The organism is Dongia rigui, assembly GCF_034044635.1.
Lineage (GTDB): Bacteria > Pseudomonadota > Alphaproteobacteria > Dongiales > Dongiaceae > Dongia > Dongia rigui.
This window is the reverse complement of record NZ_JAXCLX010000001.1, coordinates 1,167,942-1,183,241: the sequence shown is the minus strand read 5'-3', so window position 1 is coordinate 1,183,241 and position 15,300 is coordinate 1,167,942. Positions and strand designations below refer to the sequence as shown.

The 15,300-nt window shown below is 62.5% G+C and carries 19 protein-coding genes; 4 read left to right on the top strand and 15 right to left on the bottom strand.

Going from position 1 to position 15,300, the window contains the following annotated elements; translation table 11 throughout:
• Nucleotides 1-270 precede the first annotated feature (270 nt).
• A complete protein-coding gene (locus SMD31_RS05330; RefSeq protein ID WP_320499761.1) occupies nucleotides 271-777 on the top strand; it encodes a phasin family protein in 507 nt (168 codons plus the stop codon).
• Between the two features lie 111 nt (nucleotides 778-888).
• Here SMD31_RS05330 and SMD31_RS05325 read toward each other — a convergent pair whose 3' ends face one another.
• The 6 genes from SMD31_RS05325 to SMD31_RS05300 all read right to left on the bottom strand — a co-directional run bounded on the left by SMD31_RS05325 (nucleotide 889) and on the right by SMD31_RS05300 (nucleotide 4,224).
• On the bottom strand, nucleotides 889-1,386 hold the full coding sequence (locus SMD31_RS05325) for a hypothetical protein (protein ID WP_320499760.1): 498 nt from the start codon (nucleotides 1,384-1,386) through the stop codon (nucleotides 889-891).
• A gap of 284 nt (nucleotides 1,387-1,670) precedes the next feature.
• The gene (locus SMD31_RS05320; protein ID WP_320499759.1) at nucleotides 1,671-2,171 is read right to left on the bottom strand and encodes a F0F1 ATP synthase subunit B family protein; all 501 of its coding nucleotides are present in this window, start codon (nucleotides 2,169-2,171) and stop codon (nucleotides 1,671-1,673) included.
• Between the two features lie 3 nt (nucleotides 2,172-2,174).
• Nucleotides 2,175-2,663, bottom strand: a complete 489-nt coding sequence (locus SMD31_RS05315; protein WP_320499758.1) for a F0F1 ATP synthase subunit B family protein — start codon at nucleotides 2,661-2,663, stop codon at nucleotides 2,175-2,177.
• A 108-nt stretch (nucleotides 2,664-2,771) separates the two neighbouring features.
• Nucleotides 2,772-2,996, bottom strand: coding sequence for a F0F1 ATP synthase subunit C (locus SMD31_RS05310; protein ID WP_320499757.1), 225 nt, complete (start codon nucleotides 2,994-2,996; stop codon nucleotides 2,772-2,774).
• A gap of 70 nt (nucleotides 2,997-3,066) precedes the next feature.
• Nucleotides 3,067-3,810: a F0F1 ATP synthase subunit A gene (locus SMD31_RS05305; protein ID WP_320499756.1), complete on the bottom strand. Its 744-nt coding sequence runs from the start codon at nucleotides 3,808-3,810 to the stop codon at nucleotides 3,067-3,069.
• A gap of 93 nt (nucleotides 3,811-3,903) precedes the next feature.
• A complete protein-coding gene (locus tag SMD31_RS05300) occupies nucleotides 3,904-4,224 on the bottom strand; it encodes an AtpZ/AtpI family protein (protein WP_320499755.1) in 321 nt (106 codons plus the stop codon).
• A gap of 428 nt (nucleotides 4,225-4,652) precedes the next feature.
• On the opposite strand from SMD31_RS05300, the gene SMD31_RS05295 reads away from it, so the two are divergent.
• Complete coding sequence (locus SMD31_RS05295; RefSeq protein WP_320499754.1) at nucleotides 4,653-4,958, top strand: hypothetical protein; 306 nt, start codon at nucleotides 4,653-4,655, stop codon at nucleotides 4,956-4,958.
• Entirely contained in the window at nucleotides 4,958-5,407 is a 450-nt protein-coding gene (locus tag SMD31_RS05290) for a GNAT family N-acetyltransferase (RefSeq protein ID WP_320499753.1), read from the top strand. The genes SMD31_RS05295 and SMD31_RS05290 overlap by 1 nt, the downstream gene beginning before the upstream one ends.
• Nucleotides 5,408-5,535: 128 nt before the next feature.
• Here SMD31_RS05290 and SMD31_RS05285 read toward each other — a convergent pair whose 3' ends face one another.
• The 5 genes from SMD31_RS05285 to SMD31_RS05265 all read right to left on the bottom strand — a co-directional run bounded on the left by SMD31_RS05285 (nucleotide 5,536) and on the right by SMD31_RS05265 (nucleotide 11,185).
• Nucleotides 5,536-5,862, bottom strand: coding sequence for a type II toxin-antitoxin system RelE/ParE family toxin (locus SMD31_RS05285; protein ID WP_320499752.1), 327 nt, complete (start codon nucleotides 5,860-5,862; stop codon nucleotides 5,536-5,538).
• Entirely contained in the window at nucleotides 5,859-6,164 is a 306-nt protein-coding gene (locus SMD31_RS05280) for a type II toxin-antitoxin system Phd/YefM family antitoxin (RefSeq protein WP_320499751.1), read from the bottom strand. Before SMD31_RS05280 ends, SMD31_RS05285 begins: the two co-directional genes overlap by 4 nt.
• A 63-nt stretch (nucleotides 6,165-6,227) precedes the next feature.
• Nucleotides 6,228-9,692, bottom strand: coding sequence for an AAA family ATPase (locus SMD31_RS05275; protein WP_320499750.1), 3,465 nt, complete (start codon nucleotides 9,690-9,692; stop codon nucleotides 6,228-6,230).
• A 30-nt stretch (nucleotides 9,693-9,722) separates the two neighbouring features.
• Nucleotides 9,723-10,421 (bottom strand): DsbA family protein, encoded by a 699-nt coding sequence (locus SMD31_RS05270; protein ID WP_320499749.1) that lies wholly within the window; start codon nucleotides 10,419-10,421, stop codon nucleotides 9,723-9,725.
• A gap of 224 nt (nucleotides 10,422-10,645) precedes the next feature.
• A complete protein-coding gene (locus SMD31_RS05265) occupies nucleotides 10,646-11,185 on the bottom strand; it encodes a DUF721 domain-containing protein (protein ID WP_320499748.1) in 540 nt (179 codons plus the stop codon).
• Nucleotides 11,186-11,211: 26 nt separating this feature from the next.
• Between SMD31_RS05265 and mutY the strand changes: the two genes are divergently transcribed.
• Complete coding sequence (gene mutY / locus SMD31_RS05260; RefSeq protein ID WP_320499747.1) at nucleotides 11,212-12,294, top strand: A/G-specific adenine glycosylase; 1,083 nt, start codon at nucleotides 11,212-11,214, stop codon at nucleotides 12,292-12,294.
• A 6-nt stretch (nucleotides 12,295-12,300) separates the two neighbouring features.
• Here mutY and SMD31_RS05255 read toward each other — a convergent pair whose 3' ends face one another.
• The 4 genes from SMD31_RS05255 to SMD31_RS05240 form a co-directional block, all read right to left on the bottom strand.
• Nucleotides 12,301-12,603: a hypothetical protein gene (locus SMD31_RS05255; RefSeq protein ID WP_320499746.1), complete on the bottom strand. Its 303-nt coding sequence runs from the start codon at nucleotides 12,601-12,603 to the stop codon at nucleotides 12,301-12,303.
• A gap of 221 nt (nucleotides 12,604-12,824) precedes the next feature.
• Nucleotides 12,825-13,928, bottom strand: a complete 1,104-nt coding sequence (locus SMD31_RS05250; protein ID WP_320499745.1) for a site-specific DNA-methyltransferase — start codon at nucleotides 13,926-13,928, stop codon at nucleotides 12,825-12,827.
• A 53-nt stretch (nucleotides 13,929-13,981) separates the two neighbouring features.
• Nucleotides 13,982-14,605, bottom strand: coding sequence for a ribonuclease HII (locus SMD31_RS05245; protein ID WP_320499744.1), 624 nt, complete (start codon nucleotides 14,603-14,605; stop codon nucleotides 13,982-13,984).
• A gap of 153 nt (nucleotides 14,606-14,758) precedes the next feature.
• Entirely contained in the window at nucleotides 14,759-15,091 is a 333-nt protein-coding gene (locus SMD31_RS05240; RefSeq protein ID WP_320499742.1) for a hypothetical protein, read from the bottom strand.
• Nucleotides 15,092-15,300: the final 209 nt, after the last annotated feature.

The window sequence follows — 15,300 nt, the reverse complement described above, 5'->3', positions numbered from 1 at the left end:
TTCTGTTCACCGATCCTTTGGCCTGCTGGGAAAGTGTCCCGTTCCCAGCGGGCCCGGCAGCCGATCTTCGCCCCCGTTGATCGGCTGCCGCTTTTATGGGCAAAAAGTTCTTCGCCAAGTCATTGAAATGAAACAGATTTGATATATATTATTGCGGTGCAGCAAAAAACTGCTTGATTTCGCGCCTACCCTCCCGCATATAGACAGTCAGATTGTGCGGTGCACAAAAACCAATTGCCCTAAACAAGTTTGACCTGAGGAGACGCCACCATGGCCAAGGCCCAGAACACGTTTGAGAGCACCCCGACTGCCGCTTTCCCGGACTTCACCAAGTTCGACTTCACCAAGATCCAGGCCGATTTCGGCAACTGGTTTGGTGACTACAGCAAGGCTTTCACGAACGGCAAGAACCTGTTCGACATCGACGGTGTCGTTGCCGCGCAGAAGAAGAATTTCGAAGTCCTGACCGCCGCCAACCAGGCCGCCTTCGAAGGCGTCAAGGCCGTGGCCCAGCGCCAGGCTGAGATCGCCCGCAAGGCCGTCGAAGAGTTCAGCAAGGTCGCCAAGGAATTGGCCGCGCCGACCAGCGCCGAAGAGAAGCTCGTGAAGCAGGCCGAGATCACCAAGGCCGGTTTCGAGCAGGCCGTTGCCAATCTTCGCGAGATCACCGACCTCGTCCAGAAGTCGGGTTCGGAAGTTGCCGAGTTGATCCAGGGCCGTTTCGTCGCCCAGATCGACGAAGTGAAGGCCGCGATCGCCAAGACCGCGAAGAAGTAAGATAGCCACGGATTGCGCGCTGTTGGCCTGACCGGCCGGCAGCGCTCCCGGCTGAAACCGCCTTGAATCGCCTGATTCAGGGCGGTTTTTCTTTGCTTTGACGATGCCTTGTTAAAAGAGGCGGCGCAGCGCCTTGTGGTCCTTGCGCGGCTGCATCGGCTGATGATCGGCGGGGTCGGAATGCCGCCCGGCGATGCGATCGCACAGGGCGGCGATGGCAAGGCTGATGAAGCCAAGCGTCACCGAGGCACCGGCGGCGACCAGCACGGCCTCGACGGCATCCAGTGTCGAGGGACCCAGCGCCCAGAGAACGACGACAAAGGCGGCAAAGCCGCAGACGGCAACCCGGACCGGGGTCCGAAGCCGATTGCGCTGAACATGATTGGTCCCGAACGGATTCTGCCGGGTGCCGCCGTTGAAGCGCTGCAGCCCGCGATCGATCGCGCGCCGATAGAGCGCCCGGCGCAATTCGTCCTTGATGCCGGTTTCGCGCAGCCGGTTCGCAATGACTTCCTCGACAAGCCGCTGGGTCTCGTCGCGGGAATATGAATCAGGAGTGCGGCCGGCTTGCGGCTCGGTCGGCAGGGACTCATCCAGGGGCAAGGTCATCAGCATCACAACCCCGCATGGGCCGCTGGCAGCGCGCCCATGCTAGCCAGCAACTGAAGCTTAGCGGGCCCAATGCCCGATCAACTCCAGGTCTACGCCGCAAGAAGTTAAGGAAGGCCCCCCAAGAACCATCCTTAAGAGTGCAATTTACCCGAATATTTCTAAAATACCCACAATTTTCAGAGAATATCTTTTCGTGTGAGGTTCAGCCCGGCCGGAATAAATGAAAAAGGCCCGGTCCTGTGGGACCGGGCCTTTCCAAGACGATGACTTCCCGCCGGCACTCAATGCAGGCGCTGGTTGACGTCCTTGATCGCCGCATCGATGAGGGCGCTGGCCCGGGCATCGTTGAGGCTGGCGGCAATCAGCTTGCGGGCGGCGGCACCGGCGACATCAACCGCTTCGCGGCGGACTTCGGCGATTGCGGCGGCTTCCGCCTGGGCAATCTTCTCCAGCGCCAGCTTCTCGCGACGAACGAAAGCCGCCTCAAGACCGGCCGCGGCTTCCTTGGCCTGATGTTGGGCCGTGGTTTTGGCTGTCTCGATGATCTCGCTCGCCTCTTTCAAGGCGTCCTTCTGCTTGCGCTGATACTCGCCGAGCAGCGCCTGAGCCTCATCTTTGAGCTTCTGCGCCTCATCGAGATCGGCTTTGATCTTGATCGCGCGCTGGTCGAGCATCTGGGTGAGGGCCTTCCAGATCTTCGGGCCGGCGAAGGCGAGGAAGATCAGGCCGCCAATATTGACCCAGGTATGCGGATTGGCGAAGAAACCGACTTCATGTTCCATCGCTCAACGCTCCTTGATCGCGGCTTCGACAGCGGCACCGGCCGAAGCCTGGTCGACGCTGGCGCCGGTCAGCTTGGTGGCGATGCCGGCGGCAAGGTCGCTGGCGATTGCCCGGACCTGGGCCATGGCGTCGGCCTGGGCCGATTTGATGCGGCCTTCGGCCGCTCTGGTCTGTTCGCCAAGGCGCTTTGCAAAATCGGCCTCGCGGCGAGCCGTCTCGGCGGCGATTTCAGCGGCGGCCTTGGCCAGTTCAGCCTGGGCCTGGGCCTTCGCATCGGCGATCGCCTTCTCATAAGCAGCAAGCACCGCAGCGGCGTCGGACTTCAACTGCTCGGCCTTGGCAAGGTTGCCCTCGATGCGCTCGGAACGCTGATCGATGATCGTCGCCACCTTCGGCAGCGCGAATTTCGACATCAGCACATAGAGCGCCACGAAGGTCACGACCAGCCAGACCAGGAGCGGCGAGAAAATGGCGGGATCGAATTGGGGCATTGCTCCCCTCCCAACTTCAAACTTGTTTTACGGACTGGCCGGCATCCCATTTCGGGAAGCCGGCCGGCCGCAATATCGCAACGTTAGTCAGATCGTTCGGTCCGGCGCTTAGCCGAACAGGATGATCATGGCGATGACGAAGCCGAACAGGCCGGTGGCTTCGATCAGCGCGAAGGCAAGCATCGGGTTGACCTTCAGCTTGCTCTGGGCTTCCGGGTTGCGGAACGCGCCCTGCATGTAGCTGCCGAACAGGTTGCCGAGACCGACACCGGCGCCACCGAGGGCCAGCGCTGCGATACCGGCGCCGATCATTTTCGCGGCTTCGAGTTCCATGATGAGATCCTTTCTTGGGATTAACGTTGCTTGATGTTGACGAAAAACGATTACTTCCAGACCACCCGCCTCAATGCGCCAGGTGAATGGCGTCGTTGAGATAGATGCAGGTGAGGATGGCGAACACATAGGCCTGCAGCAGGGCGACCAGTACCTCAAGCGCGAAGATCATCGGGATCGCGACGAGAGGAATGGCGCCGAGCGCGAAGAACAGACCGCCGAGGCCCACGACAAAGGTCCCGAGCACGCCCAACATCACGTGGCCGGCCACCATGTTGGCAAACAGTCGGACCGAGAGGCTGATCGGGCGGATGAGATAAGAGATGACTTCCAGCGGAATCATCAGCGGCATCAGCCACATCGGCGCACCGGCCGGGGCGAAATAGCTGAAGTAATGCGTGCCGTGCTTCACGAAGCCGACGACCGTAACTACCGTGATGACCATGAAGGCCAGGGCAAAGGTGACGATGATGTGGCTGGTGACGGTGATGGCGCCAAAGAGGCCAATGAGGTTGGCGCCCAGGATGAACATGAACAGCGAGAAGATCAGCGGGAAGAACTGCTTCCCGGCGCTGCCGGTGTTTTCCTTCAGGAGATTGGCGATGAATTCATAGAAGAACTCGACCATGCCCTGGAAACGGCCGGGGACGATGGTGGCATTGCGCATGCCGGCGACGATGAAGAGGGTGATGAGGCCCACCACCACTACCATGATCAGCGAGGCATTGGTGAACGAGGCGTCGATGCCGCCCAGATGAAAATCCGCAAGCGTCTTGATTTCGAACTGGGCGAGCGGTGAATGGGCTTCGGCCACGATGTCATCCCCGGTTGATGCCGCCCGCGAACCGAGGACAGGGCGCAGTCAGAATTGCATGCGCTCACCAGACCAGGTCCGAAGGGTCGACGCTTAACGTTGATCCTTCTTGGAAGCTTCCAGCTGCTCCATCTGCCGCGTCACGCGCATCACATTAAGGACGCCCGCGCCGAGACCCAGGATCATGAAAACCAGCATCAACCAGGGACGTGTACCCAGCCATCCATCGATGACATAGCCCATCCCCAGACCCACCAGCAGGCCCGCCAGCAATTCGACGCTGAGGCGGAAGCCATACCCCAGGGACGTGCCCTCACGGGCCAATTCCTGGGTCCCCGACCCCTCGATCCGGTCGCGCGCTGCTTGGAGCTTCGCGTTGAACTGATCGAGCTTATCGGGCTGCTGTTCGGTCATCGTTGCCGATCCTCAAGGTATCCCCCGAGCAACAAGCCGCTACTGCCGCCAATCGGAGGATCGGCGGAAGCGCGCGCAACATAGGCAAGGGGTTAAGGGCTGTCAAGGTGATTTGGGTATATCTAACTATTTGAAGAATAATAACAAAATCGACGCGGGGATGGTGTCGGCGCAAGGTGCTTGTTAACGTCTTAGAATCGCACCTGCACCATCAACCCAGAGAGCCGCCGCAGGTTTCGCACCAGGATGACGGCAGGGTGGGTCAATAGGACCATGTTCACAACGCGGGACGTCCTGGATCCGACCGGTGAATCGACCTGGCTCCGCCCTTGGCGCTGGCCATTTTCTCCGACAGTCTCCGGTCGAGCCTGCTGGCGAATGGACGGCGGTGATTCGGCGGCAAAATAGGGGGCAGTGCGGTGCGGAAAATGGGTGCATGGTTGCTGGCAGCGGCAATCGGCCTGGGCGGCATGGTGCTGATGGGTGTGGCTGGGCTGATGGCGCTGCTGATCACGGACCCCTATTATCCATTCCTGCCGGCCTTCCTGCCGTTGGCGCTTCTGGTCGTCTGGCTTGATGCCTGGGCGATGGGGCGGGTGCCCCGTTGGCTGTTCCGCGACCACCCCGACCGCCGGCGCTGGACCCATATTGGCTGGGCGGTCGCGATCCTGGGCCTCGCAGCCTGGGGCGCTGGCATCTACCACCTCTGCACCATGCAAATTCACTGGCAGTGATGACCAATCATTTCCGCCGCGCCGGGCCGCATGATGCCGCCCTGGTCGAGGCCATCACTCATCGCGCCTATCAGAAATGGGTCCCCGTGATCGGTCGCGCACCTAAGCCGATGACGGCGGATTACGCCCTGGCGGTCCGGGACCATGTCATCGATCTGCTGATCGAAGGTGACGTTGTCGCGGGCTTGGTCGAACTTATCCCGATGACGGATCACTGGCTGATCGAGAACGTTGCCGTCGATCCAGCACAGCAAGGCAAGGGCTACGGGCGCATCCTCGTCGCCCATGCCGAAGAGCTCACGCGCGCCGCCGGCTTCGACACGATTCGTCTCTATACCAACAAGCTCTTCGCCGCGAACGTGACGCACTATCAGAAGCTGGGCTATACGCACGACCGCGAAGAAGACTTCCGCGGCGGCATCATCGTGCATATGAGCAAGAGGTTGTGAGAAGAAACGCCATGGTTATGGTCGGCGTAGGCCGACCATTCACGACTTACCCTATCCCGTAGCGTGGAAAACTCGTGGGTGGTTCGCGATCGCGTTCCATGATGTTGGAGTGCTGGCTATGAGACGTATCAATCAGCGATCAGGCGACGCGCCAAAATTTGTTGCAGGTCGCGCCGACCATCGACGATCAGCAGAATGCGGACATTGCCGCCATCGATGCGATAAACAATGCGATAAGGCTTGAAGAAGCGCTCTCGGATCGATTGGTATCCGTATTCTGCCAGTTCCGGCACCGCACGGCCCCGTTCGGGCATGGTTTCAAGTGTGCCAACAATATCAAGGATGCCTGTCAGGAGCCGATCCGCTGCCGTAACGGATGTCTGATCGGCGACGAAGTGCGCAATGTCTTCCAGATCTCGCAGCGCGCTCCTGGTCAGCTCGACGCGAAAATTCACGGATGATTTTTCTTCGATGTGTCCGCCGCCGATGACTTCAAGTCGGTCCGCAGCGCCTCGATGGCCTGGCGCGCCGGAACGATTTCACCACGCGCGATCTGCGCATCGCCCAGCGCAATGATCTTCAACAGCGCTAACGTCTCCTGCGTCTTCTCGTACGACGCAAGATCCTGCAGCACAGCCTTGGCTTCGCCATTCTGCGTGATGATCATCGGTTGCTGGTTTTCGGCCAATGCATCGAGAACCTCGGCCGCATTGGCCTTGAGGTAGCTGATCGGCTTTACCTGGCTGGACAATTTCATGTCGGCGTCTCCATTTCCGGACCGAATATAGTCCGATAATGGTCCGATGACAATATTGCGCCCTTAAGACGCCGCGCGCAGTTCGCCGATTTCCTGGAGGTCGACCGAGACCAGCTGGCTGACGCCGCGCTCCGCCATGGTGACGCCATAGAGGCGGTCCATGCGGGCCATGGTCAGGCGGTGGTGGGTGATGACCAGGAAGCGCGTGCCCGACGCTTCGGCCAGTTCCTGCACCAGATTGCAGAAGCGTTCGACGTTGGCGTCGTCGAGCGGGGCGTCGACCTCGTCCAGCACGCAGATCGGTGCGGGGTTCACGAGGAACACGGCGAAAAGGAGCGCCAAAGCGGTCAGCGCCTGTTCACCACCCGAGAGCAGCGACAGAATCTGCAGCTTCTTGCCCGGCGGGCTCGCAAAGATTTCCAAGCCCGCATCGAGCGGGTCCTCTGCCTCGGTCAATTGCAGATGTGCCTTGCCGCCGCCGAAAAGCCTGGTGAAGAGCGAGGTGAAATGCCCGTTCACCAGTTCGAAGGCGGCGAGCAACCGCTCGCGGCCTTCGCGGTTGAGCGAGGCAATGCCCTGACGGAGACGCGAAATGGCGTTGATGAGGTCGGAGCGCTCGGTCTGCATCCCGGCCAGCTGCTGGTCGAGCTCGTTCGATTCCGTCTCGGCGCGGAGGTTCACCGGGCCGATATTCTCCCGCTCGCGCAGCAGCTTCGAAAGGCGCTGCTCGGTCTCGTCACGGGCCGGCAGCGGCTCGCTGGGATCAAGCTCGGCGAGCGTCAGCACCTCCTCGGGCGAGCATTCCAGCTTTTCGCGGATGCGCTCGATCAGCGTGTCGGCGGCTTCCTTCGCCTGGGCAATGGCGGCCTCGGCACGCACGCGCTGCTCGCGCGCTTCGATCAGCTTATGCTCTTCGCCTTTCAAGCCGCGATCCGCCTCGTTGAGGGCCGTCTCGGCCGCGGCCAGCGCATCGGCGGCATCGCGGCGCTTCGCCTCGGATGTTTCGAGGAGGTCCATGAGGTCCAGACGCTGCTGGGCGATTTCCTCTGGCAGCGCAGCGAGGCGCTCGATTTCCGCCTCGATATGGGCGCGGCGCTCGACCAATTCATTCAAATGTTGCTGCGCGCGCTGGCCGCGGTTTTCCCAGGAACGCAATTCGTCGGCGATGGCGAGCAGGCGCTGCTGGCGCTGTTGCGCCTCGCGCTGCAGGCGATCCAGGGCCGAACGCGCCTCGACCAGCCGCGTGCGCCGTTCGGCCACTTCCGGGCGCAGGGTGTTGATCTGCAGGCGGGCCTGCTCAAGGTCGGGGAGTTCCGCGCGCTCGGCGGCCGCTGCTTCCAACTGGCCTTCGATTTCCGCGATATCGCCGGCAACCGCTTCCGCCTGTTCGGCGATGGCGGCAAGGCGCGACTGCATTTGCGTCGCGCGCTGCTCGACGCGGGCCGCGGCATCGCGCGCCTGGCGCGCGCTGTTATAGGCGGCCTGCAGGGTCTGGCGCTGACTGCGCTCGCGGTCGATCAACCCTTGCGCCTCGTCGCGCGCCGAACCGAACTGCGCCTCGACCTCGGCCAAGGCGCCTTCGGCCGTTTGCAGCATACCTTCCAGCTCGCGCAGGCGGTTGCGTTGCTTCAGGCGCGTGGCGGCGGCGGTTTCGGTGCCGGCGGCGATGGTGAAGCCGTCCCAGCGCCACATGGCGCCGTCTTTCGAGACAACGCGCTGGCCCTGGCGCAACTGGGCGCCCAAGGCACGGCAGGCGGCTTCGTCGCCGACGACGGCAATCTGGGCGAGGCGGCGCAGCAAGGCGGCCGAACCGGTGACATAGCGCGACAGCGGTTCGGCGTCGGCCGGCAGACCGGGTGCCGCGGGATCGGTCTCGCCCTCGCGCCAATGGGTCGGCGCGCCGAGATCGGTCGAAGCCTGCAGATCATCGCCGAGGGCTGCGGCCAACGCCGTCTCATAACCCGGCGCCACGGTCAGGCTGTCAATGAGTGGCGGCCACATGTCGGCATCGGAATTGGCAAAGATCGACGACAGCGCATCGACCTCGGCCTTCAGGCGCTGGCGCTGGTCCTGGGCTTGTTGCAGCTGGGCGCGGGCCTGCGTCTCGGCCTCGCCGGCAAGGCCGCGCTGCGCCTCGATCTCGGCCAGGATGGCCTGGGCTTCTTCAAGGGCCGCTTCCGCTTCGGCGACGGCCGCGCGCGCTGCCTGCGTCTCGGCATCGTTCTCGATCTCGGCCGACAGGCGCTGGCGCTCGGCATCCACTTCCTGGGCGCGGTTCGAGAGGCGCTGGCGGCGCTGCTGCAATTCATCGAGGCGCCGGGTCAGGCTCTGGGCACGGGCTTCGGCAGCGGCCATGTCCTGGGTGAGGCGGCCGAGTTCCGCTTCGCTCTCGTCGACTTCCGCCTGCGCTGCTTCGACGCGGCGCTGCGTCTCTTCGCCGATCGCCGCTTCCTCGCCGGCAGTCGCTTCGATGGTGGCGCGCTCTTCGTTCAGGCGCTCGGCGGCGGCAATGGCGTCGGTGGTCAGCGCTTGCTCGCGGCCATGATCGGCCTCGTTCTCGCGCAGCTGACGGTCGGCATCGTGCCGCGCTTGTTGGATGCGCTCCTCTTCCTTGTCGAGCGCGCCGCGCGCGATGGTGAGGCGCTGCAATTCGGCGGCGGCTTCGGCTTCCGCCTGGCGCAGGCTGGGGAGGATCGTCGCCGCTTCCGTCTGGCGCGTGGCGGCAATGGCCGCGGCCGAGGTCAGCGAGACGACGGCGGTTTCCGCCGCCATCAGGGTCTGTTCGGAATATTCGAGGCGCTGGCGCGCATCCAGCCATTGCAGATGGAAGATGATCGCTTCGGCGCGGCGGATATGATCCTGCAGATTCCGGTAGCGCGACGCCTGGCGGGCCTGCTTCTTCAACTGTCCCAGCTGGCTTTCCAGCGTGATGATGACGTCGTCGAGCCGCGCGAGATTGGCTTCCGCCGCTTTCAAGCGCAACTCTGCTTCATGCCGGCGGGTATGGAGGCCGGTGATGCCGGCGGCTTCTTCGAGCAGCGAGCGGCGGTCGGTGGGCTTGGCGTTGACGATGGCGCCGACGCGGCCCTGGCTCACCAGGGCCGTCGAATGGGCACCCGCCGAGATATCCTGGAACAGGAGCTGCACGTCACGGGCGCGCGCTTCCTTGCCGTTGACCTTGTAGGTCGAGCCCTCGCCGCGATCGATGCGGCGCGAGATTTCCAGATCGTCGCTTTCGTTGAACTGGGCTGAGGCACGGCGGTCGGCATTGTCGAGCGTCAGGACAACTTCCGCGACGTTGCGCGCTGGTCGGTTGCCGCTGCCGCCGAAAATGACGTCATCCATTTCGCCGCCGCGCATGCGCTTGGCCGAGGTTTCACCCATCACCCAGCGCAGGGCTTCGACCAGGTTCGACTTGCCGCAGCCATTGGGGCCGACGATCCCGGTCATGCCCGCCTGAATCGAGAGTTCAGTGGATTCGACGAAGGATTTGAAGCCGGTCAGGCGAAGCTTGTTGAACTGGACCAAGGCTAGGGCTTCCCTAAAGAATTCGGATGATCAATTGGCCTTCGGCGCGAGCGCGTCGAAAATCTTGGCGAAATCGGCGTAGGTCTTCTCGCCTTTGACGACGATGCCGTTGACGACGAAGGTCGGGGTCGAATCCACCTTGAAGGCCTTATCGGCATTCTCGGCCGAGGCGATGATCTTGTCCTTCGCCGCCTTGTCATTGAGGCATTGCTGGAAATCCTGGCCGTTGATGCCGGCGGCCGCCGCCATGCTGGCCAGAACCGGCAGCGACTGGTCGTTGACCCATTGCGCCTGCGTCGCAAAGAGCTGCTCGGTCATGCCCCAATAGGCCAGCGGCGAGACGCAATGCGCCAGGAGGGACGCCTGCACGGCCGGGCCATTCAGCGGAAAATCGCGCACCACCAGCTTCACCTTGCCGGTATCTATGTAGTTCTTCTTGATTTCGGGGAGAACTTCCTTGTGATGCCGGGCGCAATGCGGGCAGGAGAGCGAGGAATATTCGATGAAGGTGATGGGGGCATTGGCATCGCCCAGCACCATGTCACCGTCCATGACCTTCGCGAACGGGCTGTCGACCGGGGCGGGGAGACCGGCCAGTGCCGGATCATCGCTCAAGGCCGGTACCGCACCGGGGCCGTAATGCGTCCAGCCATAGAAGCCGCCGACGCCCACCACCGCCAGAGCCACGACACCGATCACCAGATTGCGCGCGTTCAACATTGCCTCCATTTCCGGACCCTACCCCGCGTTTGGAGAGGCGCCCGATTTCGCCGCTATTTGGCAGGATTCAGAAGGGCATGCAAGAACGGCTTCGGCCACGGCCAGGGCGGCCTGTGGATGGTTTATCGAGGCCCCCTGGTAAGCCGTTGGATTCGGGCGAGTCGCGTCCTGTCCAGCCGGAATTTCATGGAAATGCCATGTTTTAGTGATGTTCTCAGTGCTTCGCCAAAGGCTTAACGCCGCTTGGCGCGGGCCTCACCGAGTCGCGCCAAGGCCTCGCGTATGTCGGGGTCTTTGACATGCGAAAGGTCGGCCTGCGCCAGGGGACCGAGCAACGGCCGGCGCGGTTTGGCGGTCTTCTTCCGGTCGCCGATTTCGATCTTCAGCTCGGTAATCAGCGGATAGCCGAAATAGCGCTGGATGCGCTCCAGAATGCGCGGCTTCAGATGTTGCACTTCAAGGCTCGCCGAGGGCGAAGCGCGCAAGGTCAGGGTTCCGCCCGCGACATTGGCGGGGACCGAACCGGCCGCCGGCTTTTCGTCCTTCTTGGCGCGGGGCAAGCGCATCTTCACCGGGATGCACAGGCGCGCGATATCGGCACCCACGATCGTCGGCCATTCGCCGATGAGGCTCGCCTCGGCAAAGCCCTTGCGGCCCAAGGCAAGTTTGGTGAGGGAGGGGACATTGCTGGCGAGTGCCGAGAGGCTGTTGCGCCGGTCGGCCTCGATCTTTGGCTTGGATTGGGGCTTGGGTTTTTCCGCTTGGGTGCTCATGGCCATGCAGTCTAAGGTCGCGCGCCATGACTAGCAAATCCGGGTCGCGCCGACAGCCCACAGCCATTTCGTCGCCGGCCGAGCGCCTGCTCGCCTGGTACGACCGGCATCGCCGGCACCTGCCGTGGCGCTCTGCCCCGGGCGAGGCCGCGGACCCCTATCATGTCTGGCTCTCCGAAATCATGCTACAGCAGACCACGGTGGTGACGGTTGGCCCTTATTACACCGACTTCCTCACCCGCTGGCCGCGCATCGAGGATCTCGCTGCAGCGCCCCTCGACGACGTGCTGACCGCCTGGGCGGGTCTTGGCTACTACGCCCGCGCCCGGAACTTGAAGAAATGCGCGGAAGTCCTCGTGGCCGACCATGGCGGCCGCTTCCCGGATACCGAGGCGGGCTTGCTGGATCTCCCCGGTATCGGCCCCTATACGGCGGCAGCGATTTCCGCCATCGCCTTCGACCGCAAGGCCACCATCCTCGACGGCAATGTCGAACGCGTCATGGCGCGCCTGCACCGTGTGGAAACGCCTTTGCCCAAGGCGAAGGAAGAGCTCCGCGCTCTGGCAGCGCGCTACACGCCGGATCTCCGCCCCGGCGATTACGCCCAAGCGATCATGGATCTCGGCGCCACGATCTGCACGCCAACGAAGCCCAAATGCTTCCTGTGCCCCTGGCGTGAAGATTGCGCAGCCCATGCCGCTGGCGACATGGAGGTCTATCCGAAAAAATCACCCAAAGCCGCGAGGCCTCAGCGCTTCGGTTTCTGCTTCGTGATGATCGACAAAGACGGCCGCATCGCGCTGGAAAAGCGGCCGGAGAAGGGACTGCTGGGCGGCATGGTCCAGGTACCCACCAGCGATTGGCTGGGCGCACCGCTTGATGTGACAGACGCTACTTCACTCGCACCCGTGAAGGGCAAGTGGCGCCAGCTCGACGGCAGCGTCATCCACGTCTTCACCCATTTCGCTTTGCACCTGACGGTATTCGCCGCGACGTGTGTGAAGGCGGACCCGCGCTATCAATGGGTCAGTGTCGATCAGCTCGGCACCGTGGCCCTCCCCAGCGTCATGCGCAAGGTCGTTGAGCATGGGCTGGGAAAGTTGAGTTAGGTGGCGCTAGTGGTTTGCGATGAAGTAGCAAACAAGAAAAGCCATACCTTCCATGGCAAGGCAGATGAAAAACATTCCTGCCGGACAGCTTCTATCTGTTTCTACGTCAGAGAATATAGCTGTATCGGCTAGAGCAAGTATCGCTAGCGCGCCAAAAGGTGCAGCTTCGTAAGCCCAGTACTCCGGACGCCAGCTATAGAATTCAGCAATCCCGAGGCCAGTGCCAGCGCCTATGTAGAGTGGCACGCGCAGCAGCATGGACAGAAAAAATCGACCTGTGAACGACATGGGCACTCCCAAATCTGCCATGGGGGGAACATCCAGGGGGCAGCCTGCCCTCGCAACTGCGCAGGGGAGAGACTCGTTCACATTGGGCTGCGCGCTATAGGCGCATCGCCGGATCATCATCCTCACCCGTCATGGTCGGCGCAGGCCGACCATCCACGAATTCGTTTGAGTTTGATCAAAGAAATTCGTGGATGGTGCGCCTTCGCGCACCATGACGAGATTATTCTGTGACGTCGGCGGCGTTAATGCAGTTCCGCGCGCAGCTGCTGGCGATAGTAGTCGATCGGGATCAACTGGCCTTCGCGGGGGACGCACCAGAACTGCCAGCCATTGCAGGCGGGTGCCCCTTGCACGGCCGCACCCACCTGATGGATCGAGCCGCGATGGTCCGATGAAATCAGCGTGCCGTCGGCGCGCACCTTGGCGGTGAAGCGGCCATTGGTGCTGGTCAGCACGGTCCCGGGCTCGAGCAGCCCGCGCTCGATGAGCCAGCCGAAGGGAATGCGCGGTTCTTCGCGCTTCGAGGTGATCTGCAGCATTTCTTTCTCGGGCACCGGCTGCACCTTACTGATGCGGGCGCGGGCCACCTTGATGTAATTGGGGTCGCGCTCGATACCGATGTAATGTCGGCCCAGTTTCTTCGCGACAGCACCGGTCGTGCCGCTGCCGAAGAAGGGATCGAGCACCACGTCGCCGGGCTTCGTCGCTGCCATCAGGATGCGATAGAGCAGGGCTTCCGGCTTCTGCGTTGGGTGGCTTTTGACGCCGTCCTCACCCTTCAAACGTTCCGAGCCGCTGCAGATCGGCATCAGCCAATCGGAGCGCATCTGCAGATCGTCGTTGAGCGTCTTCATCGCCTCGTAATTGAACTGGTAGCGGCTCTCCGCCGACTTCGCGCACCAGATCATGGTTTCGTGTGCATTGGTGAAGCGGCGGCCGCGGAAATTCGGCATCGGGTTGGTCTTGCGCCAGATGACGTCGTTGAGCATCCAGTAGCCCAGGTCCTGGAGCTTGGCGCCGACGCGGAAGATGTTGTGGTAGGAGCCGATGACCCAGAGCGAGCCGTCATCCTTCAAAACCCGGCGCGCGGCTTTCAGCCAATCCACCGTGAAGCGGTCATAGGTCGCAAAATCGGCGAATTTGTCCCAGTCGTTGTCGACGCCGTCGACACGGCTGTTATTCGGGCGGTGCAGCTCGCCGCTCAACTGCAAGTTGTAGGGTGGATCCGCGAAGATCATGTCGATCGACGCTTCCGGCAGCGAGTTGAGGGCTTCGATACTGTCCCCGCCGATGATGGAATCGAGGGGGAGAGTGGTGAGGTGTGGCTTCGGCGCTTTCTTTGTCATGGCGACAACCTTGAGTCACGCGACTCGGGCTGTCAACAAGAAAGTGTTATGAGTCAGCAGGTTATCTGAATGTTCTCAGAGATCGGTCTAAAAGACCTACGGTGATGTGGGGTGATCCCATGGGCGCGGATGGCACTCAGGTGCTCGGCCGTTCCATACCCCGCATTACGCTCCCACCCATATACGGTATGGCTGCGGCTGAGCTCACTCATGATCTTGTCCCGCTCCACCTTCGCGAGAATCGAGGCGGCGGCGATGGAGAGGGATTTGGCATCACCCTCGACGATGCAGGTGGTGGGGCAGGTGAGTTGCGGTGCCCGGTTGCCGTCGATGAGGGCATGGGTCGGTTTTTGCGCCAAGCCCTCCACCGCGCGCCGCATGGCGAGGTGCGTTGCTTGCAGAATATTGATCGCGTCGATCTCCTCGACACTCGCCTCGGCGATGCAAAAGACCGCGATCTCGCGCAAGGCGGCAGCGAACTCGTCGCGCAACGCCGCCGACAACTTTTTGGAATCATCGAGGCGCCTTTGCAGTGCCCTCGGCACGCGGGCGGGATCGAGGATCACGGCACAGGCCATCACCGGCCCGGCCAGCGGCCCGCGCCCCACCTCGTCCACCCCGCAGACGAGCGTGCCGGCGTCCATGCCGGCGGCGATTTCAAAGGCCCAATTGGGCATGGCGACTCACAACGCACTGTTCGAAGACAGCGCATTGTGCCTCCACCACCCCGGCAGCTCAAAAGAAAACCCTCTCCCCCGTCGACGACGTCAGCATTCGCCTCCCGTGAGCAGGAGAGGGTGAGGTGGGGGTAACCTCGGCGCAATGAAGGGTCAGTTGCCTTCCGGCATCACCTCGCCGGTGGGGGAGAGCACGATATTGCCGCTCTGCCCGCCTTTGGTCCCGGTCGCATGCCAGAAATTGTCGCAGCCCTTTTCCAGGATCTGCACGTCGCTATAGCCCGCGGCCTTGAACTTGGCGATCGCCTGCTCGGCGGTCGAGCCGTCGATCTGCTCACCATTCGTGCAGTTGTTACCGCTTTGGGTGCCAAGATCGGCGGGCTGCGTCGCAGTAGCATTGTCGGCCATCGCCGGTGCCAGCGCCCCCCCGATGCCCATCGCGGAAAGGACCGCAATGGAAATGACAATGGTCCTGATCGTGGTCATGGACAGACCTCATGCGTGATGGATGCTGCCGGTCATAACAGGCAGTCGTCGGCCATGTTCCAGGTGTTGTGCGCGTCTTTTGGCGTTAACCAAAGAAAGTTTGGTGAGGGCAACACCCCCTCTCCCCGACCCTCCCCCACGCTGGGGGGAGGGAGCTCACCGAGCTCGCTGAGGCGGCGGTGACAGGCTGGCTGAAATCCCCTCCCCCC